Below are 18,092 nucleotides of genomic sequence, written 5' to 3'. Positions count from 1 at the left end.
GCGGAGCGAAACTGATCGTACTGGGGGTGGGGGTTGGCCGACAGCGCGTCACAGCGGGCGCGGTTGCCGTCTCATACGTCGACGCGCACGAGGCGCTCCCGCACGCGGGCGCGTCGTCGCGACGCGATCTTGGATGCGACGTTGACGGCGGCGGCAACAGGTGGCTACGACGCCGTGCAGATGCGAGAGGTGGCCGACCGGGTGGGCATCGCGGTGGGCACGTTGTACCGATATTTCCCGTCGAAGACGCAGCTGCTGGTGTCGGCCCTGACCCGTGAGTTCCAGCGACTCGACGCAGCCTGCGATTGGTCCATCGGCGCCACGCCCCAGCGGCGACTGGCAAGGCTCACCTCGCGCCTGCATGACGACTGGCAGCGCGATCCCCAGCTGACTGAGGCGATGACGCGGGCGTTCGTGATCGCCGACACCGCCGCCGCCAGCGCGGTCAACCAGGCAGCCAACGTGATCGAACAACTTCTCGCCACAGCGCTCGCCGGCGGCGATCCCACCGACCACCACCGTCAGATCGCCGGTCTGATCGCCGATGTGTGGCTGGCCAACTTGATCGCTTTCATCAGCAACCGCGCCACGGCGGCACAAGCCCGTGACCACATCGACCGCGCCGTACAGCTGCTGCTGTCCGATAACGCCACCAAGAATTGTCGCGAACGCTACTTCGAGTAGCGAAGCGATACTGTTGTATTGTTAGGGGTAGCCGAATAATTGTGTCAAAGGAGTTCCCATGCTCAACCAATGGATCGGATGCTGCATGGTCCAGCGCATATCGCTGCAGGACGGCCTTGTTCTGAACCTCGATGGCTACAACGAGCTCGTCATCTCCGGTCGGCTTCGACTGACCCTGCCGCCGGTGGGCGCCTACCCTGCCTAGGTGTGATGTCCAGAGACGTTGTCCCGTTTCGGGTCGGTGAGCCTGTGTGACAGAGAAGGCCTCCGGTTGTGAAGTGGAGCTGTCAAGGAACCGCTTCGCCAACCAGGAGGCCTTCGTGTCCCACGCTAATGCTGCTTTGACCCCGCGCGCTCGATTGAGGCTTGCTCAACTCGTTGTGGAAAGTGGCTGGACCTACGCTTCAGCAGCCAAGATGTTCATGGTTGCACCGCGCACCGCCAAGAAGTGGGCCGATCGCTTCCGCGCCGAAGGGCCAGCTGGGATGGCCGACCGCAGCTCGCGCCCGCATACCTGCCCAGCCACAACCAAGCCCGGGGTCGTGCGCCAGATCGTGAAGTTGCGCTGGCGTCACCGGCTAGGCCCCGTTCAGATCGCTGGCCGTCTCAGCATGGCGGCCTCGACGGTGCACGCGGTGCTAAGACGGTGCCGCATCAACCGCCTATCCCGCATTGACCGCATCACCGGCGAACCGCTGCGCCGCTACGAGCATCCCCATCCAGGTGCACTGATTCACGTCGATGTCACCAAGTTCGGCAACATTCCCGACGGCGGCGGCCATAAGTTCCTCGGCCGACGACAAGGCCGGCTTAATAAACAGCAGACCGCCCACCGCACCGGCGATCGAGGCGACAGCACCAAGAATTGGCGTCCCAGGATCGGAACATCGTTTGTACACACCGTGATTGACGACCACTCCCGAATGGCCTACGCCGAGATTTGCACCGACGAGAAGGCTGCTACCGCGATCGGTGTACTGCAGCGCGCGGTGATGTGGTTCGCCGAGCGCGGCGTCATCGTCGAGCGAGTCTTGTCCGACAACGGGTCGGCATACATGGCCCACGCCTGGCGCGACGCCTGCGCCGAACTACACATCACACCCAAGCGCACTCGTCCCTACCGGCCTCAGACCAACGGCAAGATCGAAAGATTCCACCGCACCCTGGCCGACGGCTGGGCCTACGCCCGCCTATACGAATCCACCGCACAACGCGACGCCGCTCTACTGGGCTGGCTGCACTTCTACAATCACTGTGAGTCTTCGAGTGGCTGGTCTGGGACTGGCTGGCAGGGTTAGCGTCGGTCGCCTCGCTTCGGGTTGTGACTCTTACAATCATTCGCCCCGTTGGGTGCGTTTCGGTGGACTTGTCCAGCGCTGGGGCGGGCGGCCGACGCTGACCCGGCTCCACCTCGGTGACTTGATCAGAAGACTGCCCGTCCCCGCTGAAAGCGGATCGTGGCTCATCACAGTGCTGCCCCGAAGTGACTTCCATCCAGGCCGGCGCCGGCCGCTTTGGCGGCCGGATGTGTCCCGCCTATGGAAGGAACCCCCGCCACCATGACCATCGTTGCGCACGCCCACCCATTCGTCGTCGGAGTGGACACCCACGCCCGAACTCACACCCTGGCCGTCTTGGTAGCAGCCACTGGCGAACTGGTCGCCACCGAGCAGTTCCCAACCACCGATGCGGGCATGGACCGGGCTATCGCCTGGGCCGCGCGCCGCACCGAAGGCGAGTTGGCCACCCTGTGGGTCATCGAAGGCGTCGCCACTTACGGAGCCCACCTGGCTTCGGCAGCGAAGCAAGCTGGTTATGAGGTTGTGGAGGCGGCGGCCATGAACGCACGAGCCCATCGCGGGACTGGCAAATCCGACCCCTTCGATGCCCGCCGGATCGCAGCTTCGGCGGTGTCCCTTGAGCCTGAGGAGCTACGCCGCCCCCGAAGTGACGACGGTATCCGGGCTGCATTACGCATTCTTGTCACTGCCCGTGAGCACATGACGACCGAACGCACCGCAACTGTCAACGCGCTCACTGCGTTGTTGCGCGTGGCCACCCTGGGTATTGACGCCCGTAAGCCGTTGACCGCCAGCCAGATTGCTGAGGTCGCCCGCTGGCGCACCCGAGCCGAAGACCTCGTCAGCATCACTGCACGCGCCGAGGCAGTACGGCTGGCCAAGCGCGTGGTCGATCTCAACGAGCAACTCGCGACCAACCACACGCACATGATTGATCTCATCCACACCAGCAAGGCCGCTGAACTGCTCGACAAAACCGGCATAGGCCCAGTCACCGTCGCGGTCGTCTACACCGCCTGGTCCCACGCCGGCCGGGTCCGCTCCGAGGCCGCATTCGCCGCTTTGGCTGGCGTCAACCCGATCCCCGCCTCCTCAGGAAACACCGTGCGCCACCGACTCAACCGCGGCGGTGACAGGCGGCTCAACCGAGCCCTGCACATGGCCGTCATCACCCGGATGACCCACGACCCCGACACCAAGGCCTACGTCGAACGGCGCCGCGCAGAAGGACGCACCACCAAAGAGATCCGGCGCTGCCTCAAGCGCTACCTCGCGCGCCATCTCTACCGGACCCTCGAAAGACTCCATGCGGACCCAACCCACACCCCCAAGGCCGCTTGACAAGACATAGAAGAGTCCACCGAGCCCACTCCGCCATCGGAGGTCAGCCACCAGTCACACGACTGACCAACCTCCCTGGACATCACACCTAGGACGTGCTGATCGATCCCATCATGTCGAGCAGCACGAACGCCCGCTGCTGGACCTGGCCGGTTCGGTCTGCACAGACGCCTGCTGCGCCGACAACGGCGCGCTGCATCTTCGGTTTTCCCGCGGGCACCGCATCGATGTCGACCCGACCCGCACGCGGCCGCCTGGGAGCTCTACGGCAAGCGCCACGGTTATATGGCGTGCCTGCCTCGTGGCCGGGTCCGGGTGATCCGCCACGACATGCCCGAAGACGATGATGCTGGCGCCGTCGCAACAGGTTGCCAGCCCCAGACGGGCCGCGGCGCCGACCGGTTGGGAGTACAGCCGGGGGTCAGCCAACTGTCATAGCGAAGCGATGCCGATCTCTCATTGATGCCGGGGCTGCGCTTGATTACGACCTGCCGTGCTGCTCGAGCTGTCAGCGGCGATCAAAAACTGGGCGGCTGTTCTCCGTTGCTCCTCCGGTCGCTGGATATCCCGTTGGAGGACCGCATGACAGCCAGACGGCGCCTTACCAGACCTGGCGAAACCCCATACTCGAAGGGTGACGAGATCGGTGTATCTGGCGGCCTTCGCCCGAAGGGCCGGCTTCGCGGCGATGATGACGACCGCCATCGGTGAAGTGGGAGGCGTTTGCTGCACTGTGGGCCGTTTTAATTCGTGTGGCAATCAGCGTGTCGAATCCTCGGGTGTGCGCGCGAGGAACGCTCCGCTGAGCCGCAGCGCGTCGCGGGCTTCCGGCAGCACCCGGAACATGGCCTGAAAGACGTGGACCTGCCCGCGCCAGACCTGAAGCTGTGTCGCCGACCCCGCTGCTTGCATCCGATCGGCAAGCTGCCGTGCGTCGTCGAGCAACATTTCGCGTCCGCCGACCTGGATCAATGTCGGGGGCATCCCGGCAAGGTCTGCGTCGAGGACGCTGACCCGTGGGTCACTAGGGTCAGCTCCGGCAGTGTATAGAGCAAGCGCGCGCACAGCCGAGCGTGCCGACGCGAACGGGTCGCGCCGGCGCGCCTCTCGGGCCAGCGCAAGCCGGCAGGTCAAATCCAGCACAGGCGACATCAGCAGCATCGCATCGGGCATCGGCAGCCGGTGCGCGCGCGCCCCCAGCGAAGTAGCCACCGCAAGTTGTCCGCCCGCGGAGTCTCCGGCCACCGCCACCGTGCGGCTTGATCTGTGCCCGTTGTCATCGATCAGCCACCGATAGGCGGTGAGGGCGTCATCAGCGGCCGCCGGGTACGGATGTTGTGGCGCCAACCGATACCGGACCGCGAAGACCGGTCGCCCCGACGTGGCCGATAGTTCGCCAAGCAACCCGCGGTGTGTTTTCGGGGAACACATCGAGAACGCTCCGCCGTGCACGTAGAGGATGGGCGGATCATCCGGGTCGACTCCGGGAGCGATGATCCAGTCGCCGCGTACCCGATCGCCGTCTAAGCGCGTGTCGACCTGTTCCACACGTATTCCTCGGCGCGGCGCGGAGGCGACGAGGGCTGCGCGCAGCACCCGGTCTAAGACCGCGATGCCGCCGCGGTTAGCGGGAAGGACTAGCGTCAGCGGGCGGAGCAGGCCGCGGAGGGACGCGGCGACAGCAAAGCTAGCTAGGCTTGGGTCCCTGGGCGCTGAAACCGGTTCTAGCACGGCTTCACTCCCCGTTGGCGCTTACGCCACAGGAGCTTTCGAAACGATAGTCAGCCAGGTCGAATCTGCGGCTGCGCCAGACTGTTTCGATCGTCGTCGTTGGCCGTAGTGGAACATCGCCGTGCTTGTCGAAGTAGTAGCTATTCGCGCCGGCGCAGCCGCCGGCGTGCCAAAAGACTTGACGGTGCCGACGCTTGAGCATCTCTGCGAAGTAGCGTCCGTTGGCCTCCTGGGTTATCTCCACATACCTGGCGCGGCGGTCGCGAGCGTGCCGCAGGCATCGGAGGATGTGTGCGGACTGGGCCTCGATGAGGGTGAAGTAGGACGACCCGTTATACCCGTAGGGACCGAAGATCGAAAAATGATTGGGGAATCCGGGCACACTGACCCCCTCATAGGCTTGCAGCCGGTTGTCGTCCCACCACTGGGCGTGATCCCGTCCCCCGATACCAGTGAGCTTGTAGGTCGGCATGTTGTCCGGCTCCATGACTTTGAAACCGGTCGCCAAAACCAGCACATCGATTTCGTGTGCCGTGCCGTCAGCCGTGTGTACTGAGGTGCTATCTATATGGGTGATCGGGCTGGTCTCGAGGTGAACATTGTCGCGGTTGTATGTTGCGAGGTACTCGTTGTGGAAGCCGGGACGCTTACACCCGAGCGCGTAGCGCGGTGTCAGCTTGTCACGCACGATCGGGTCGATCACCTGTCGACGCATGTAGGCCAAAGCCGCGCGTTCAAGCACCGATGCCAAGGGTATGGCGCTGTAGTAGTGGGCAGCAACCGGAAAAGTGAGTTCGACGAATGACTGACTCGCCAGCCGCACCCCCAATTGACTGCCCGGCAGATGATCGAGTATCCGGCTGAAAAGGCGCGGCACGGCGACATCTGGTTTGGGCAAGCACCAGATCGGTGTGCGTTGGAACACGGTCAGCTCGTCGACCTCAGGCGCGATGGCGGGGATGACTTGCACCGCTGAGGCTCCTGTACCGATAACGGCAATGCGCTTTCTGCCCAGGTCCTCGTCGTGGTCCCACCGCGACGTGTGCATGGTTACGCCGGTGAAGTCTTTGACGCCGGGGATGTCCGGCCAGTTTGGCCGTGTCAACACGCCCGAGGCGTTAACGATGAACCGAGCCGTCAATTCCTCCCCAGACGAGGTGTTCAGGCGCCATAACGTCGAGCCTTCGTCGAAACGAGCTTCGGTAACCGTGGTGGAAAACCGGATTCGTGACCGCAGACCGTACTTTTCCGCGCAATGCTCTGCGTAGTTCCTCAGCTCGGTGCCCATCGCATAGGTACGCGACCAATCTGAGCGTTTCTCGAAGGAGAATTGGTAACTGTACGACGGGATATCGACCGCGATTCCTGGATAGGTGTTCCAATGCCACGTTCCACCCACATCAGTGGCTTCCTCGATGATGAGGAAGTCCGAGAAGCCGGCCTGTAGGAGTTTGATGCTCACGCCGATTCCGGAGAAGCCGGCACCGATCACAATGATCTCGTAGTCGGGCGCACCCGCACATTTCGTCACGTCTGTATGCTCCATCGAAGATGACCTGTCGCAATGGTCGCGGGTGGACCGGTCGGCCACTTACCCGACCAACCGGGGCCAAGCACGGCTCTTTTCTACTGCTTGGCTGTGCTCTTCTTGCGGCTCGGGGTCGACCTGTTGTGGGAAGTCTTCACCGCTGCGGATGCTCGCCGTGTCGTCACTTCCTTGTGTCGAGCAGGCCTCGAACTGCTCACGTAGTCATCCAGCTCAAATTTCGCCAGTTGTCGCACGAACTGCATCGCAAACCCCGGATACATAGTGCCGTTGTAACCGTCGTCGGTGAGATACCAACTCTTGCAACCCGAATTCCAGGTGGTGCTGGCCAGACGTCGTTGGATCTGACCGTGGTATTTCTTCTGGCGGTCCTCCCGAATATCGAGGGTCTTCAAGTCTTCGTCGATGATCACCTTGATCGCTTTGACGATGTAGTCGATCTCGGCTTCCATGTACATGAGCGCAGAGTTGTGTCCAGGGCCGGAGTTCGGGCCGAAGGTCAAGAACAGGTTCGGGTAGCCGGACACGTTCACACTCTTGTAGGCGTAGGCGCCGCGCGACCATTCGTTCCCGAGTTCCCGACCGTTCAAGCCCTTGATGGGAAACGGTGTGCCGGCCTTACACACATCGAAGCCAGTCGCGAACACGATGCAGTCAACTTCGTGTTCGATTGCATCGGCAGTCCGGATCCCGTTCGGCGATATCGTCGCGATGGGCCAGGTGATGAGTTTGCAGTTGTCGCGCTGCAGTGCAGGGTAATAGTCACTGGTCATCAGCATGCGTTTGCAGCCGGGACGAAAGTCGGGGGTCAGCTGTCGCCGCATCCACGAATCCTTCACCTGCCGACGCAGGTTCGCCTTCGCTGCCCACTGGATCGCTGTCGTGACCGGCGTATCCCACACGATGCCGACGGCCATAATCTCGTGCGCCCAGAACCACGCCTGACGAGCCGCCCTCTCCGAGGTTGGCAGTCGACGGAACGCAGACTTTGCCCAGCCGGGGTAGGAGAAATCTGGACGTGGAAACACCCAACCCGGGGTTCGTTGGAAGACCTTCACCGCCCGCGCCGTCTTGACCAGTTCGGGAATGATCTGCACTGCACTGGCGCCGGTTCCAATGACTGCGACCCGCTTGTCGCTCATATCGTAGTCGTGATCCCATCGGGCGCTGTGGATCTTGTGGCCGGTGTAGGAATCCAGGCCGCGAATGGCTGGAAAGCTTGCATTGGCTAGCGGACCGCTGGCCATCACCACAGTTCGCGCACGATACGGCCGGCCGTTCTCAGTATGGGCGGTCCACGTGCCGGAGTCGTCGTCGAACTCAAGACGGGTGACGTTGGCGCCGAATCGGAGGAATGGGCTGAGCCCGTACTGCTCCACCACGTCTTTGACGTAGTCGAGTATCTCGCGACCGTCCGAGTATGCGCGCGACCAGTCTGGATTCTGCTCGAACGAATACGAGTAGAGCAGAGAGGGAACGTCACAGGCCGCACCGGGATACGTGTTGTCTCGCCACGTGCCCCCGACGTCATCTGCCCGTTCGAGAATGACGAAGTCATCAACCCCCGTCTGCAGCAACCGAATTGCGGTACCAAGGCCAGAAAGACCAGCACCGATGATCAGAACCGCCGATTGATCGCTCACTTGGACACCGGTTCGTGGGTCATGTCCCCGGCCCAGGAGGGCAGTTTGCCGAGCACTGGAGTCGGGAAGTAGTCGATGACGGTACCCAGTCGCTGGGAGACGAAATGGAATGGCTGGGCACGGTTGATGGTCGCGGACATGTGGGTTCTCAGAATGTGATAGGCGGGAACGCGGCGGCTGAACTCGCTTCGATCGCCGACATTCGAATAGCGGCTGACGGCGTTGTAGAGCTTGTCTTCGGATAGGCCCCACGCAGTGAGGTTGCCCATGATCCTGGTGAGCAGAGGTATGTACAGGAGGGCGCCCATGAGAATTCTCGGATCAAGGATCGCTCCCACCGTCTCGATCGCGTGGATTCGCATAGAGCTGGCCCCGAGGTCGTTGAGAACCTGGAAACCCACCGCAAGGTGCCGCGATTCGTCGTTGTTGACCTTGCTGAAGACCTCGCCACACACCGGGTCTGCCACCTCGTCCAGCAGGAACTTCAGCAATGCGCCGTCCAGGGCGCATTCCAGTGCCGGGATTGCAGAGCTCATTACCGTCAACGGGAGCGCTCCGCTATATTTGTTGATCCACTCGATCGCCAGCCGAATATTCTTGCTGGGCATGGGGATTTCCCCCTCCGCGAGCATTCCCCAGCGATGCATGAGGGCGAGTTCGGCGTTGGCGTGCCGCTGCTCCTCGGCGTGGAAGTACTTGTAGATTTCTTTCAACGCTTCGAACGGCGCCTTCGGCGCCATCGCCGCGAATGCTTGGGCTCCGACGTGCTCGATCCAGACCACGTCTGACATGAACTGTTTGAGGTTGGGGCGTTGCTCGTCGGTGATCAACTCTGCGCCCGGTGCCTCCCAGTCGATGTCGGCCAACGCCCATTGCCGATTCTTGATCGTCTCGAGCATTTCGCTGTATTCAAAGGCCATCTTGTTCTCTCCGATTCTTCGAGTATTCGATGAATGCTTATCGCGCGATCCGCTCGACGAGACCGAGCGCACGGGTATAGGTCCGGGGCAACATCCTTTTGACCTGCCAAGCGATCGTGGCGTCGAGCTGCGGCAAAACGTAGAGTCGACCGCGGTCGTGGGCGTCCAGGGTCGTTCGCGCCACTGACTCTGGCGATACTCCGGTCCACTTCATCAGGTTGGTCGCCAGTTTCGCCGCCGACTCCTCGATGTGCGGATTGTCGACGATGTTGGTCTTAACGAATGTGGGGCACAAGACGGTGACCCTGACACCGGTGCCGCTCAGCTCGGCGGCCAATGTTTCCGAAAGCGCAAGGACGCCGGCTTTGCTGACGTTGTAGGCGCCCATCCGGGGTGCCGCGCCAAAACTCGCGGCCGACGCAACGTTGATAATTCCTCCGCCTCCCCGGCTACGCAGCCGGGGCACGAAGACCTCGCACCCGTAGATGACCCCCCACAGATTGACCGACAGCGTGGATCGCCAGTCACGCATGGACGTCTCGCCGACGACGTTCCCACCCACGCCGATACCCGCGTTGTTGATCACCAGCCCGGCAGCACTGCCGAACCATCGTTCAGCGGCCTCTGCAAGTTCCCGGACCTGCCCCTCTTTGGAAACATCGCACGCTATATCCCAACCCCGACCGCCGGCTTCGACGACAAGTCCAACAGTCTCCTTAGCCCGAACCGGGTCGATATCGGCGCAGACCACTCGCCCACCCCGACGGGCAAGTTCGACAGCGAAGGCGCGGCCAATGCCGCTGCCTGCGCCCGTAACCACAGCGTCCGCACCGTAAGTGGCGCCGTCCGAGCCGCCGAATGGCATCAGCTTCATTGGCGACACCTCTCATCCGGGAGGCAGCATGATTCGACACCACCAACTGGTGGCGCAGGCCATAAGTGTGGGCGCATGACACCACTTTGGTCCCGCCTCAACGGCTTTGTCAAGCAAACCCTCAATCAGTTCGAGGGAAACACCCACGCTCCACGATCTGGAAGAAAATGTTGCAGTTCGCCATCCGGTAGACGGCAGTGGTCCATCGTCGCTACGTGCAGCCATTCCTGTTCGATAAGGGTAAAGTCCACGCCGTTGCGACGCCGAGTACCGCGCAGCGACGACGGGTCGCGAGACTGGACTACGACCCCATCTCGACGTGAATGATGAGGCCCAATTGAGGTCATGTGCGACAATCGGGAACCGTACTGTCAGTTGGTTGCCGGGCACGGACGTTTGTCACGATTTCGCGGGCATATTGACGTGATGCATCACGGATGAGGATATGCGCGCGAAGGCAAGGATCTGGGGTGGCCGTACCACCGCCGAACGCCGCGCCGAGCGTCGGAGTCGTCTCATCATGGCAGCGATCGAAATCTGGAGTGAAAACGGCTGGGCCGCAGTCACGATGCGCGGGGTGTGTGCCCGAACGTCGCTCAATGACCGCTACTTCTACGAAGAATTCGGCGGCCGTGACGGATTACTGGTCGCCGCATGGGACAGCGTCCGGGACGACATGCTCGCAGAGATCGAAAACGTCTTTGCGGCGCACGCAGATCGGCCCCCGCTGGACGCCGTTCGCGCAGCAATTCTCATGGTCGTCGAGCGCATCACACAGAACCCCGGGCGGGCGCAGATCTTGATAACACACCATGCCGGCAGCTCGCCTCTTCAAGAACGTCGGATCGCAGCAGTGCAACAGGCGACCGAACTAGTCCTACTCGCTGCCCATCCGCACCTGAAGCCCGATACCGACCAGACCGCTTTGCGGATGGACGCACTGGTCGCCGTGGGTGGGTTCGTCGAACTCATCAGCGCGTGGCAGGCGAAGCTGCTCGATGTGGACGCACAACAAATCGTCGATCACGCAAGCCGATGGGCAGCGACGCTGTCGGATCGATACCTCTGTTAAGAACCAGCGGAATAGCGCCGTTGTCGCCCGTCATTCTCGATGCCGATGATGATGGCGTTGAAATGGCAATACAGGGAGGTCCGTCGTCGACAGGGTGACGTGGTCCCTAGCAGCGCGACCTGATCGTTGGCATGGTGGCGTCCAGATTCCGGTGCAAATCGGCGGGCGCAGGTTGTTGCTTCGGCGGGTGATGTTACTTCGGCCGAGTCACCCGGATAGCGCATCAATCCGGGTTTAACGATGGGCGTGGCCCTCGTGAGGGTGCTGGCCGGGGACCGTCGTAGTGTTCATCGAGGATCGAGGTCTCGCCAGGGCTGACCAGTTCGTGCTCGGCGACGATCACCCCGGACGCGGGCTCCAGCAGGATCAACGCGCCGTGATCCACAACAACCGCCACGGTGGTGCCGACGAGCCGTGTGGGCACCGAGTAGCGAGCTGAGCCGCAGCGGATACACGACAGGCTGTCGACCTTGCGGCGCACCGACCCGGCGCCGATCCCGGGCCGCAGCGACGGCAGAGCCGCCAGCACCGTGCGTTCCTCCGCCAGCCGCACATCGGGCACGGCCTAGATCTCCGCATGCTCCGCGGCGTTGACCTCGGTGCACCACGACGCGGCCTGGCCCTGGAGGGCACGCAGATCGACCTGCTCACCGGTCAGGGCGACTTCGGTGAGCATCGGGATGGCTAGGTGTTGTTGGGCGTAGCCGCACAGATGCTCGACGATGCCCTTCGATCGATCGGCACCGCGGCAGAAGTCCGAGTCGAACCCGTATTCTCTGAACTCAGCTTAGCTCGAGTGCTTGCCGATTCGGCCTATACCGCTAGGAACTCGTTGAAGGTGTGGGAGTTCCGAGGTCGACCGGGACCTTTGCGGAGACATCTTGCCCTTCGACTTCTCAACCCGGGTGACGGCCGCCAGGTTCGTAGCGTTCATGAGTCGGCAAATGCGGGCTCATGGGCCCACGCGAAGAACCGGTCGACACGTCCGTCACGCAGCACGAACGAAACTAGTGGTATCGGAACGCTACTGCTTGTATACTTACTGCTAGATCGGATGCCGCGTCGAAGGGAGCATGATGCTTACCCAGCGGATCGAGGGATGCGCCGTGCAGCATGTTGCGCTTGGGGATTGCATCGTGCTCGATCTCGACAACTACAACGAACTGGTTATCTGCAGCACGCTGCGCCTTACTTTGCCGGCGACGGGCAATTACCGGGTCGAGGAAATCGCCATCGACCCGGGCAACGTGCCTGTCAGTCAACCCCAGCTGCTGGATATCACCGGAGCGAAGTGCACCCGGGCGGCCTGCGACGAGGACGGCTACCTACACCTCGAATTCTCGAGTGGCCATCAGATAGATGTTGCGGGCGACGAGGACGCCGCATGGGAGCTGTACGGCAAGAACCACGGCGACATGGTCGCACCGATTCTCATCACCCAGAAAGAGGTTGGATCCAGCACTGCCGCAACGCCGCCGCAGCGGCTGACGACCATGCGCTGGTGGACCGGGGCGACTTGTGCTGTCCGCATGGCCTTGCACCGGATGTTCCGGGCGTGGCCGGAGCCTCGCCGGCACTACCCGCGGCATTACTATTACCTTGAGCGCGCCAGCATGCAACGCGAGATGCGTCGACTCTAAACCTCGTGCCCTGGCGGGCCTCGGATCTTGCTGATGTCCAGGTCGGACGGACGTTCCACCTCGGAATTTGGAAGGGGCCCTGTCGTGGCTGTAGCCCCACAGTCACGCCGCGATGTCACCGCCGCGCCCGCGACTCGTGCACCGACCACATCTGCGCCAACTCGCATCCAACAGCGGGGACATCACCCCGCCAACGCAATGGGCAACTTCTGCTTTGATGTCACGCTGAGCTATCGAAGGCTGGAGCGGCAACGGCGTGTCCGGAATGGACAGTGACATGTCGAGTAGGATTCTTATGACATGTCCGGTGCTCGTGCTGGGGAGTACGCCGAGCGGCGTCGCTGTCAGTTGCGCAATCGGTGACGTCACCGTCACCCGATTCGTCCCCGGTGGAACCGTGCGGGCTTCCGGAACGCTGGCGTAGCATGACATGACACCCTGGGCCTTCGCGGTGACCGAGTGGGCGCAGTTTCGCCAAAGAATGCAATCCGCGCTGACCGCACGCCATAGCCGATGCGGCACAACTATTCAGATCCTCAGCGAAGAGCGTAGTCGCTCAAACACATGCCCGCGTCACGACTCGGGTGTTCGTCGCTACATGAGGTCAACGATCAGTTCAGTGAATCGCCGGGCGGTCGGCGCACCTGTATTCGCCTGGAGGAAAACGGGAATCGTGTTTGCAGGCGCTGTCAACCACCCGAGTGTTGTTCCACCGGGCAGGGTGGCGCAGCGGTGCGGCGGTCACAGCCCGATCTGCTTGGCGATGATCTCCTTCATGATCTCGGTGGTGCCACCGCCGATGCCGAGGATGCGCGAATCACGGTAATGGCGTTCGACTTCGGTCTCACGCAGGTAGCCCATACCGCCGTGCAACTGAACGGCGGTATCGACAGCGAGGTCGCACGCGGCGACCGCCGCATTCTTGGCCATTGACACCATGCGCACGTCGGTGTCGCCGGCGACGATACGGTCGACGGCGGCACGGGTGTAGGTGCGTGCCACGTCAACGGCCGTAGCCATGTCGACGACCTTGTGGCGAATGACCTGACGGGTCGAAAGTGCGCGCCCGAATGTCTCGCGCTGCTTCACCCACTGCAGGGTGAGGTCGAGGCAGCGCTGCGCCGTGGCATAGCACTGCACGGCGATGAAGGCGCGCTCAACTTGAAACTGCTGCATGATCTGGATGAAGCCGCTGTTCTCGGGGCCGACGAGGTTGCCTGCGGGAACCCGCGCGTCGGCGTAGCCCAGCTCGGCGGTGTCCGAGCACCACCAGCCCATCTTGTTCAGCTTGCTCGAGACGGTGAACCCGGGCGTACCGCGCTCGACGACGAGCAACGAGATTCCGCCTGCGCCAGGGCCGCCGGTGCGCACGGCCGTCGTGACGAAGTCGGCGCGCACCGCCGACGTGATGAACATCTTCGCTCCGTTGACGACGTAGTACTCGCCGTCACGGACCGCGGTCGTGCGGATCCCGGCGACGTCGGAACCGGTATCGGGTTCGGTCACGCCGAGGCTACCGATCTTCTCGCCGGCGAGTGCCGGGGCGACGAACCGGCGGACATGGTCAGGATCGCCGTGCGCGGCCATGTGCGGCAAGGCGATGTTGTGCGTCAACAGGCTCGCCAACACCCCCGACGAGCCGCCGGCCACCATCACGCCCTCGGTGAGAAGGACGAGGTCGCGCAGGTCGCCGCCGGCTCCGCCGACCTCCTCCGCGAAGCCGATACCGAGCAGACCCGCCCGAGCCGCGCTGCGGTGCAACTCGCGCGGCAGTTCTCCGGCCTCCTCCCACTCGGTGATGTACGGGGTGATCTCCCTGCGGGTGAAGGCCTGCGCGAGATCGGTCAGGGCACGCCGCTCAGGGGTCTCCCAGGGGCTCATCACCGCCGTGCCCGACTGCCCGTCCAATTGGGCCATGTTGACGCTCCTTCTGCTCGACCCGAGGCCCGTCCTGCCACGGTTGTCACCTGACGTTAATAGCGGCTAACATTACTGCCAGCAGATCGGCGTCGATGCTCGCTCGGAGGAAACTTTTGGTTCACGTCCTACCCGATCGGGTCGACGACACGGCGCCCGGCTACCTCGAGAACCGCGACGGCCTGAGCGCGCAACTCGACGCCATTGCAGAGCAGCTGGCGCTGGCCAACGCTGGCGGTGGGGCGAAGTACGTTGCGCGACACCGCAAGCGGGGCAAGCTACTCGTCCGAGAGCGCATCGAGCTGCTGCTCGATTCCGACACGGCGTTCCTCGAACTGTGCCCGTTCGCCGCTTGGGGCAGCAGGTTCCCCGTCGGCGGCAGCGTGGTGGTCGGCATCGGCGTGGTCGAGGGCATCGAGTCGATGATCATCGCTCACGACCCCACCGTGCGCGGAGGCGCATCGAACCCGTACACGTTCCGCAAGGTGTTCCGCGGCATGGCCATCGCGCGGGAGAACCGGCTGCCCATCATCAACATCGTCGAGTCCGGCGGCGCCGACCTGCCCACACAGGCGGAGATCTTCGTGCCCGGCGGGCAGCTGTTCCACGACTTGACCCAGCACAGCGCGGCGGGGTTGCCGACACTGGCGGTGGTCTTCGGCAACTCGACCGCGGGAGGTGCGTACATCCCGGGCATGTGCGACTACGTCGTGATGGTGCGTAACCGTTCCAAGGTGTTCCTCGGCGGTCCGCCGCTGGTCAAGATGGCCACCGGCGAGGTCTCCGACGACGAATCGCTCGGCGGCGCCGACATGCACGCCCGCACCTCGGGGCTGGCCGATTACATGGCCGAGGACGAGCAGGACGCGATCCGCATCGGCCGTCGCATCATGGCGGGGCTCAACTGGCGGAAGTGCGGCACCGGACCCACCTTGCCGCCGCACCCGCCGGTGCATGACCCCGATCAGCTGCTCGGCATCGCCTCGGTCGATCCGAAGGTGCCCTTCGACACCCGCGACGTCATCGCCCGGGTGGTCGACGGGTCGGCCTTCGACGAGTTCAAACCGCTCTACGGCACGTCACTGGTCACCGGCTGGGCCTCGATCCACGGCTTCCCGGTCGGTATCCTCGCCAACGCCCGGGGCATCTTGTTCAGTGAGGAGGCCGAGAAGGGCTCGCAGTTCATCCAACTGGCGAAACAGATCGACACGCCTCTCATCTTCCTGCAGAACACCACCGGTTTTCATGGTCGGCGCCGAGTACGAGCAGGGCGGCATCATCAAGGACGGCGCGAAGATGATCAATGCCGTGTCCAACAGCACCGTCCCGCACGTGACGATCACCATGGGTGCGTCCTACGGTGCCGGGAACTACGGCATGTGCGGGCGGTCGTACTCGCCGCGTTTCCTGTTCGCGTGGCCCAACTCGAAGTCGGCGGTGATGGGTCCGGCACAACTGGCCGGAGTGCTGTCCATCGTGGCGCGCGAGTCCGCCGCCGACCGCGGACTGCCCTTCGACGAGGAGGCAGACGCGCAGATGCGCGCCGCCGTCGAGGAACAGATCGAGCGCGAATCCGTCGCACTGGCCAACAGCGGACGACTCTACGACGACGGGATCATCGATCCCCGCGACACGCGGACGGTTCTCGGGTTCTGCCTGTCGGTGGTCCACAACGGCGAGGTCCGTGGCCAGCGCGGCTACGGCGTGTTCCGGATGTGATGGCGATTCCCAAGATCCGCAAGGTCCTGGTCGCCAACCGTGGCGAGATCGCGCGGCGGGTGTTCCGCACCTGCCGCGCCCTCGGGATCGCCACTGTGGCGGTCTATGCCGATGCCGACGCCGACGCGTGGCATGTCGCCGACGCCGACGAGGCCGTGCACCTGCCCGGCTCGTCTGCCGCCGAGACCTACCTCGACATCCAACGGATCATCGCCGCGGCCTCGCTCACCGGCGCGGACGCCGTACACCCCGGCTACGGCTTCCTTTCGGAGAACGCCGCGTTCGCGCGCGCCTGTGCTGCCGCCGACCTCGTCTTCATCGGCCCGCCTCCCGAGGCGATCGACGCGATGGGCTCGAAGCTGCAGGCCAAGAAGTTGATGTCCGACGCGGGGGTGCCTGTGCTTCCCGGTGGCGACACGATGGGGCTATCCGCCGAGCAACTGGCGAAGCTGGCGGCCGACGTCGGCTACCCGGTCCTGGTGAAGGCCAGCGCCGGGGGTGGCGGCCGGGGCATGCGCGTTGTCGCGTCGCCGGACGAACTCGAGGACGCGGTCGCCTCCGCGTCGCGTGAGGCCGCGGTCGCGTTCGCCGACGGCACCGTTTTCCTCGAGCGTTACGTCGAGCGCCCCCGCCACGTCGAGATCCAGGTTATGGCCGACACGCACGGCAACGTTGTCTCTCTGTTCGAGCGCGAGTGCTCCGTGCAGCGTCGGCACCAGAAGGTGATCGAGGAGGCGCCGTCCCCTGTTGTCGACGAGGCGTTACGCGGTCGGATGAGCGAGGCCGCCATCGCTGCCGCGCGCGCCGTCGGTTACGTCGGCGCGGGCACGGTCGAATTCGTCTGCGACGCCGCTCACGATGGCAAGGGCGCCTCATTCGCCTTCCTCGAGATGAACACCCGGTTGCAGGTCGAGCACCCGGTCACCGAGCTGATCACCGGACTCGACCTGGTGCGCGCCCAGCTGCTCGTGGCCATGGGCCGCGTGCTGCCCGAGGAGATGCACAGCCCGCGAATCCGCGGTCACGCGGTCGAGGCCCGTCTGTGCGCCGAGGATCCGGCCGACGACTACCGGCCCTGCACCGGCACCCTGCGTGGCCAGCGTGGCCGCGCGGCGTGCCGTCGCGCCGCTACAGGCGTCACTCCCCGCCGGCTGGCGCAACAACCCCTCGCAACCGCAGACCACAACCTGGCAGACGCAGACCGGCCGCGAAGTGCGCGTCGGCTACACCCTGCATCTGACGGGAACATCGTTGGGCGTCGACGACGAACTGTCGACCGACGTCGAGGTGGTCGAGGGAAGCACCGATCGTGTCGTGCTGCGCGTGGGCGGAGTGCGCCGCGCGTTCGACGTACTCATCGACGGCGATCTTGCCCACGTCGACTCCGTCCTCGGCTACTCCGCCTTACGAGTGGTGCCGCGCTTCTTCGACCCGAGCACGCTGATCCCGCCGGGTTCGCTGACCGCGCCGATGCCCGGCTCGGTGATCCGACTACCAGTCTCCGAGGGCGAGACGGTGTCAGCCGGACAAACGCTCGTCGTGCTGGAGGCGATGAAGATGGAGCACACCGTCGCCAGCCCGATTGACGGCGTGTTAGGCGCCCTGCCGGTCGAGGTCGGCCACCAGGTCTCCACCGGCGATGTACTCGCCGTGGTCGGGGCGGCGGACGGCAGTGAAGTGGCATCCGACGCCACAGAGCCCTAG

General features: G+C 63.9%; 11 protein-coding genes and 5 pseudogenes. 9 read left to right on the top strand and 7 right to left on the bottom strand.

The window, feature by feature from the left end; genetic code table 11:
• Nucleotides 1–33 precede the first annotated feature (33 nt).
• The 5 genes and pseudogenes from M1248_RS15400 to M1248_RS15380 all read left to right on the top strand — a co-directional run.
• Entirely contained in the window at nt 34–684 is a 651-nt protein-coding gene (locus tag M1248_RS15400; protein ID WP_317148938.1) for a TetR family transcriptional regulator, read from the top strand.
• Between the two features lie 58 nt (nt 685–742).
• Nucleotides 743–883 (top strand): annotated as a pseudogene (locus M1248_RS15395) (DUF6188 family protein); the annotation flags it as partial.
• A gap of 121 nt (nt 884–1,004) precedes the next feature.
• Nucleotides 1,005–1,982: an IS481 family transposase gene (locus tag M1248_RS15390; RefSeq protein ID WP_317148936.1), complete on the top strand. Its 978-nt coding sequence runs from the start codon at nt 1,005–1,007 to the stop codon at nt 1,980–1,982.
• 261 nt (nt 1,983–2,243) lie between these two features.
• Nucleotides 2,244–3,326 (top strand): IS110 family transposase, encoded by a 1,083-nt coding sequence (locus M1248_RS15385; protein WP_317148935.1) that lies wholly within the window; start codon nt 2,244–2,246, stop codon nt 3,324–3,326.
• 95 nt (nt 3,327–3,421) lie between these two features.
• A pseudogene (locus M1248_RS15380) lies at nt 3,422–3,764 on the top strand (DUF6188 family protein); the annotation flags it as partial.
• A gap of 321 nt (nt 3,765–4,085) precedes the next feature.
• Here M1248_RS15380 and M1248_RS15375 read toward each other — a convergent pair.
• The 5 genes from M1248_RS15375 to M1248_RS15355 form a co-directional block, all read right to left on the bottom strand.
• The gene (locus M1248_RS15375; protein WP_317148934.1) at nt 4,086–5,057 is read right to left on the bottom strand and encodes an alpha/beta hydrolase; all 972 of its coding nucleotides are present in this window, start codon (nt 5,055–5,057) and stop codon (nt 4,086–4,088) included.
• A gap of 4 nt (nt 5,058–5,061) precedes the next feature.
• Nucleotides 5,062–6,603 (bottom strand): NAD(P)/FAD-dependent oxidoreductase, encoded by a 1,542-nt coding sequence (locus tag M1248_RS15370; protein WP_317148970.1) that lies wholly within the window; start codon nt 6,601–6,603, stop codon nt 5,062–5,064.
• Between the two features lie 80 nt (nt 6,604–6,683).
• Nucleotides 6,684–8,246, bottom strand: a complete 1,563-nt coding sequence (locus M1248_RS15365) for an NAD(P)/FAD-dependent oxidoreductase (RefSeq protein WP_317148933.1) — start codon at nt 8,244–8,246, stop codon at nt 6,684–6,686.
• Nucleotides 8,243–9,166 carry a ferritin-like domain-containing protein gene (locus M1248_RS15360; protein ID WP_317148932.1) on the bottom strand — a complete coding sequence of 308 codons (924 nt, stop codon included), beginning with the start codon at nt 9,164–9,166 and terminating at the stop codon, nt 8,243–8,245. Before M1248_RS15360 ends, M1248_RS15365 begins: the two co-directional genes overlap by 4 nt.
• A 37-nt stretch (nt 9,167–9,203) precedes the next feature.
• Nucleotides 9,204–10,040 (bottom strand): SDR family NAD(P)-dependent oxidoreductase, encoded by an 837-nt coding sequence (locus tag M1248_RS15355; RefSeq protein WP_317148931.1) that lies wholly within the window; start codon nt 10,038–10,040, stop codon nt 9,204–9,206.
• A gap of 445 nt (nt 10,041–10,485) precedes the next feature.
• On the opposite strand from M1248_RS15355, the gene M1248_RS15350 reads away from it, so the two are divergent.
• A complete protein-coding gene (locus M1248_RS15350) occupies nt 10,486–11,112 on the top strand; it encodes a TetR/AcrR family transcriptional regulator (protein ID WP_317148930.1) in 627 nt (208 codons plus the stop codon).
• A gap of 229 nt (nt 11,113–11,341) precedes the next feature.
• Here M1248_RS15350 and M1248_RS15345 read toward each other — a convergent pair.
• Nucleotides 11,342–11,884, bottom strand: a pseudogene (locus M1248_RS15345) (Mu transposase domain-containing protein); the annotation flags it as partial.
• Nucleotides 11,885–12,185: 301 nt separating this feature from the next.
• Here M1248_RS15345 and M1248_RS15340 point away from each other — a divergent pair.
• Complete coding sequence (locus tag M1248_RS15340) at nt 12,186–12,752, top strand: DUF6188 family protein (RefSeq protein WP_317148929.1); 567 nt, start codon at nt 12,186–12,188, stop codon at nt 12,750–12,752.
• Nucleotides 12,753–13,493: 741 nt separating this feature from the next.
• Here M1248_RS15340 and M1248_RS15335 read toward each other — a convergent pair.
• On the bottom strand, nt 13,494–14,633 hold the full coding sequence (locus M1248_RS15335) for an acyl-CoA dehydrogenase family protein (protein ID WP_317148969.1): 1,140 nt from the start codon (nt 14,631–14,633) through the stop codon (nt 13,494–13,496).
• A 152-nt stretch (nt 14,634–14,785) separates the two neighbouring features.
• Between M1248_RS15335 and M1248_RS15330 the strand changes: the two are divergent.
• A pseudogene (locus M1248_RS15330) lies at nt 14,786–16,388 on the top strand (acyl-CoA carboxylase subunit beta).
• Nucleotides 16,388–18,092 (top strand): annotated as a pseudogene (locus tag M1248_RS15325) (biotin carboxylase N-terminal domain-containing protein). Before M1248_RS15330 ends, M1248_RS15325 begins: the two co-directional pseudogenes overlap by 1 nt.

Source organism: Mycobacterium sp. 29Ha, from assembly GCF_032883055.1.
GTDB lineage: Bacteria > Actinomycetota > Actinomycetes > Mycobacteriales > Mycobacteriaceae > Mycobacterium > Mycobacterium gallinarum.
This window is presented reverse-complemented; position numbering and strand designations above follow the sequence as displayed.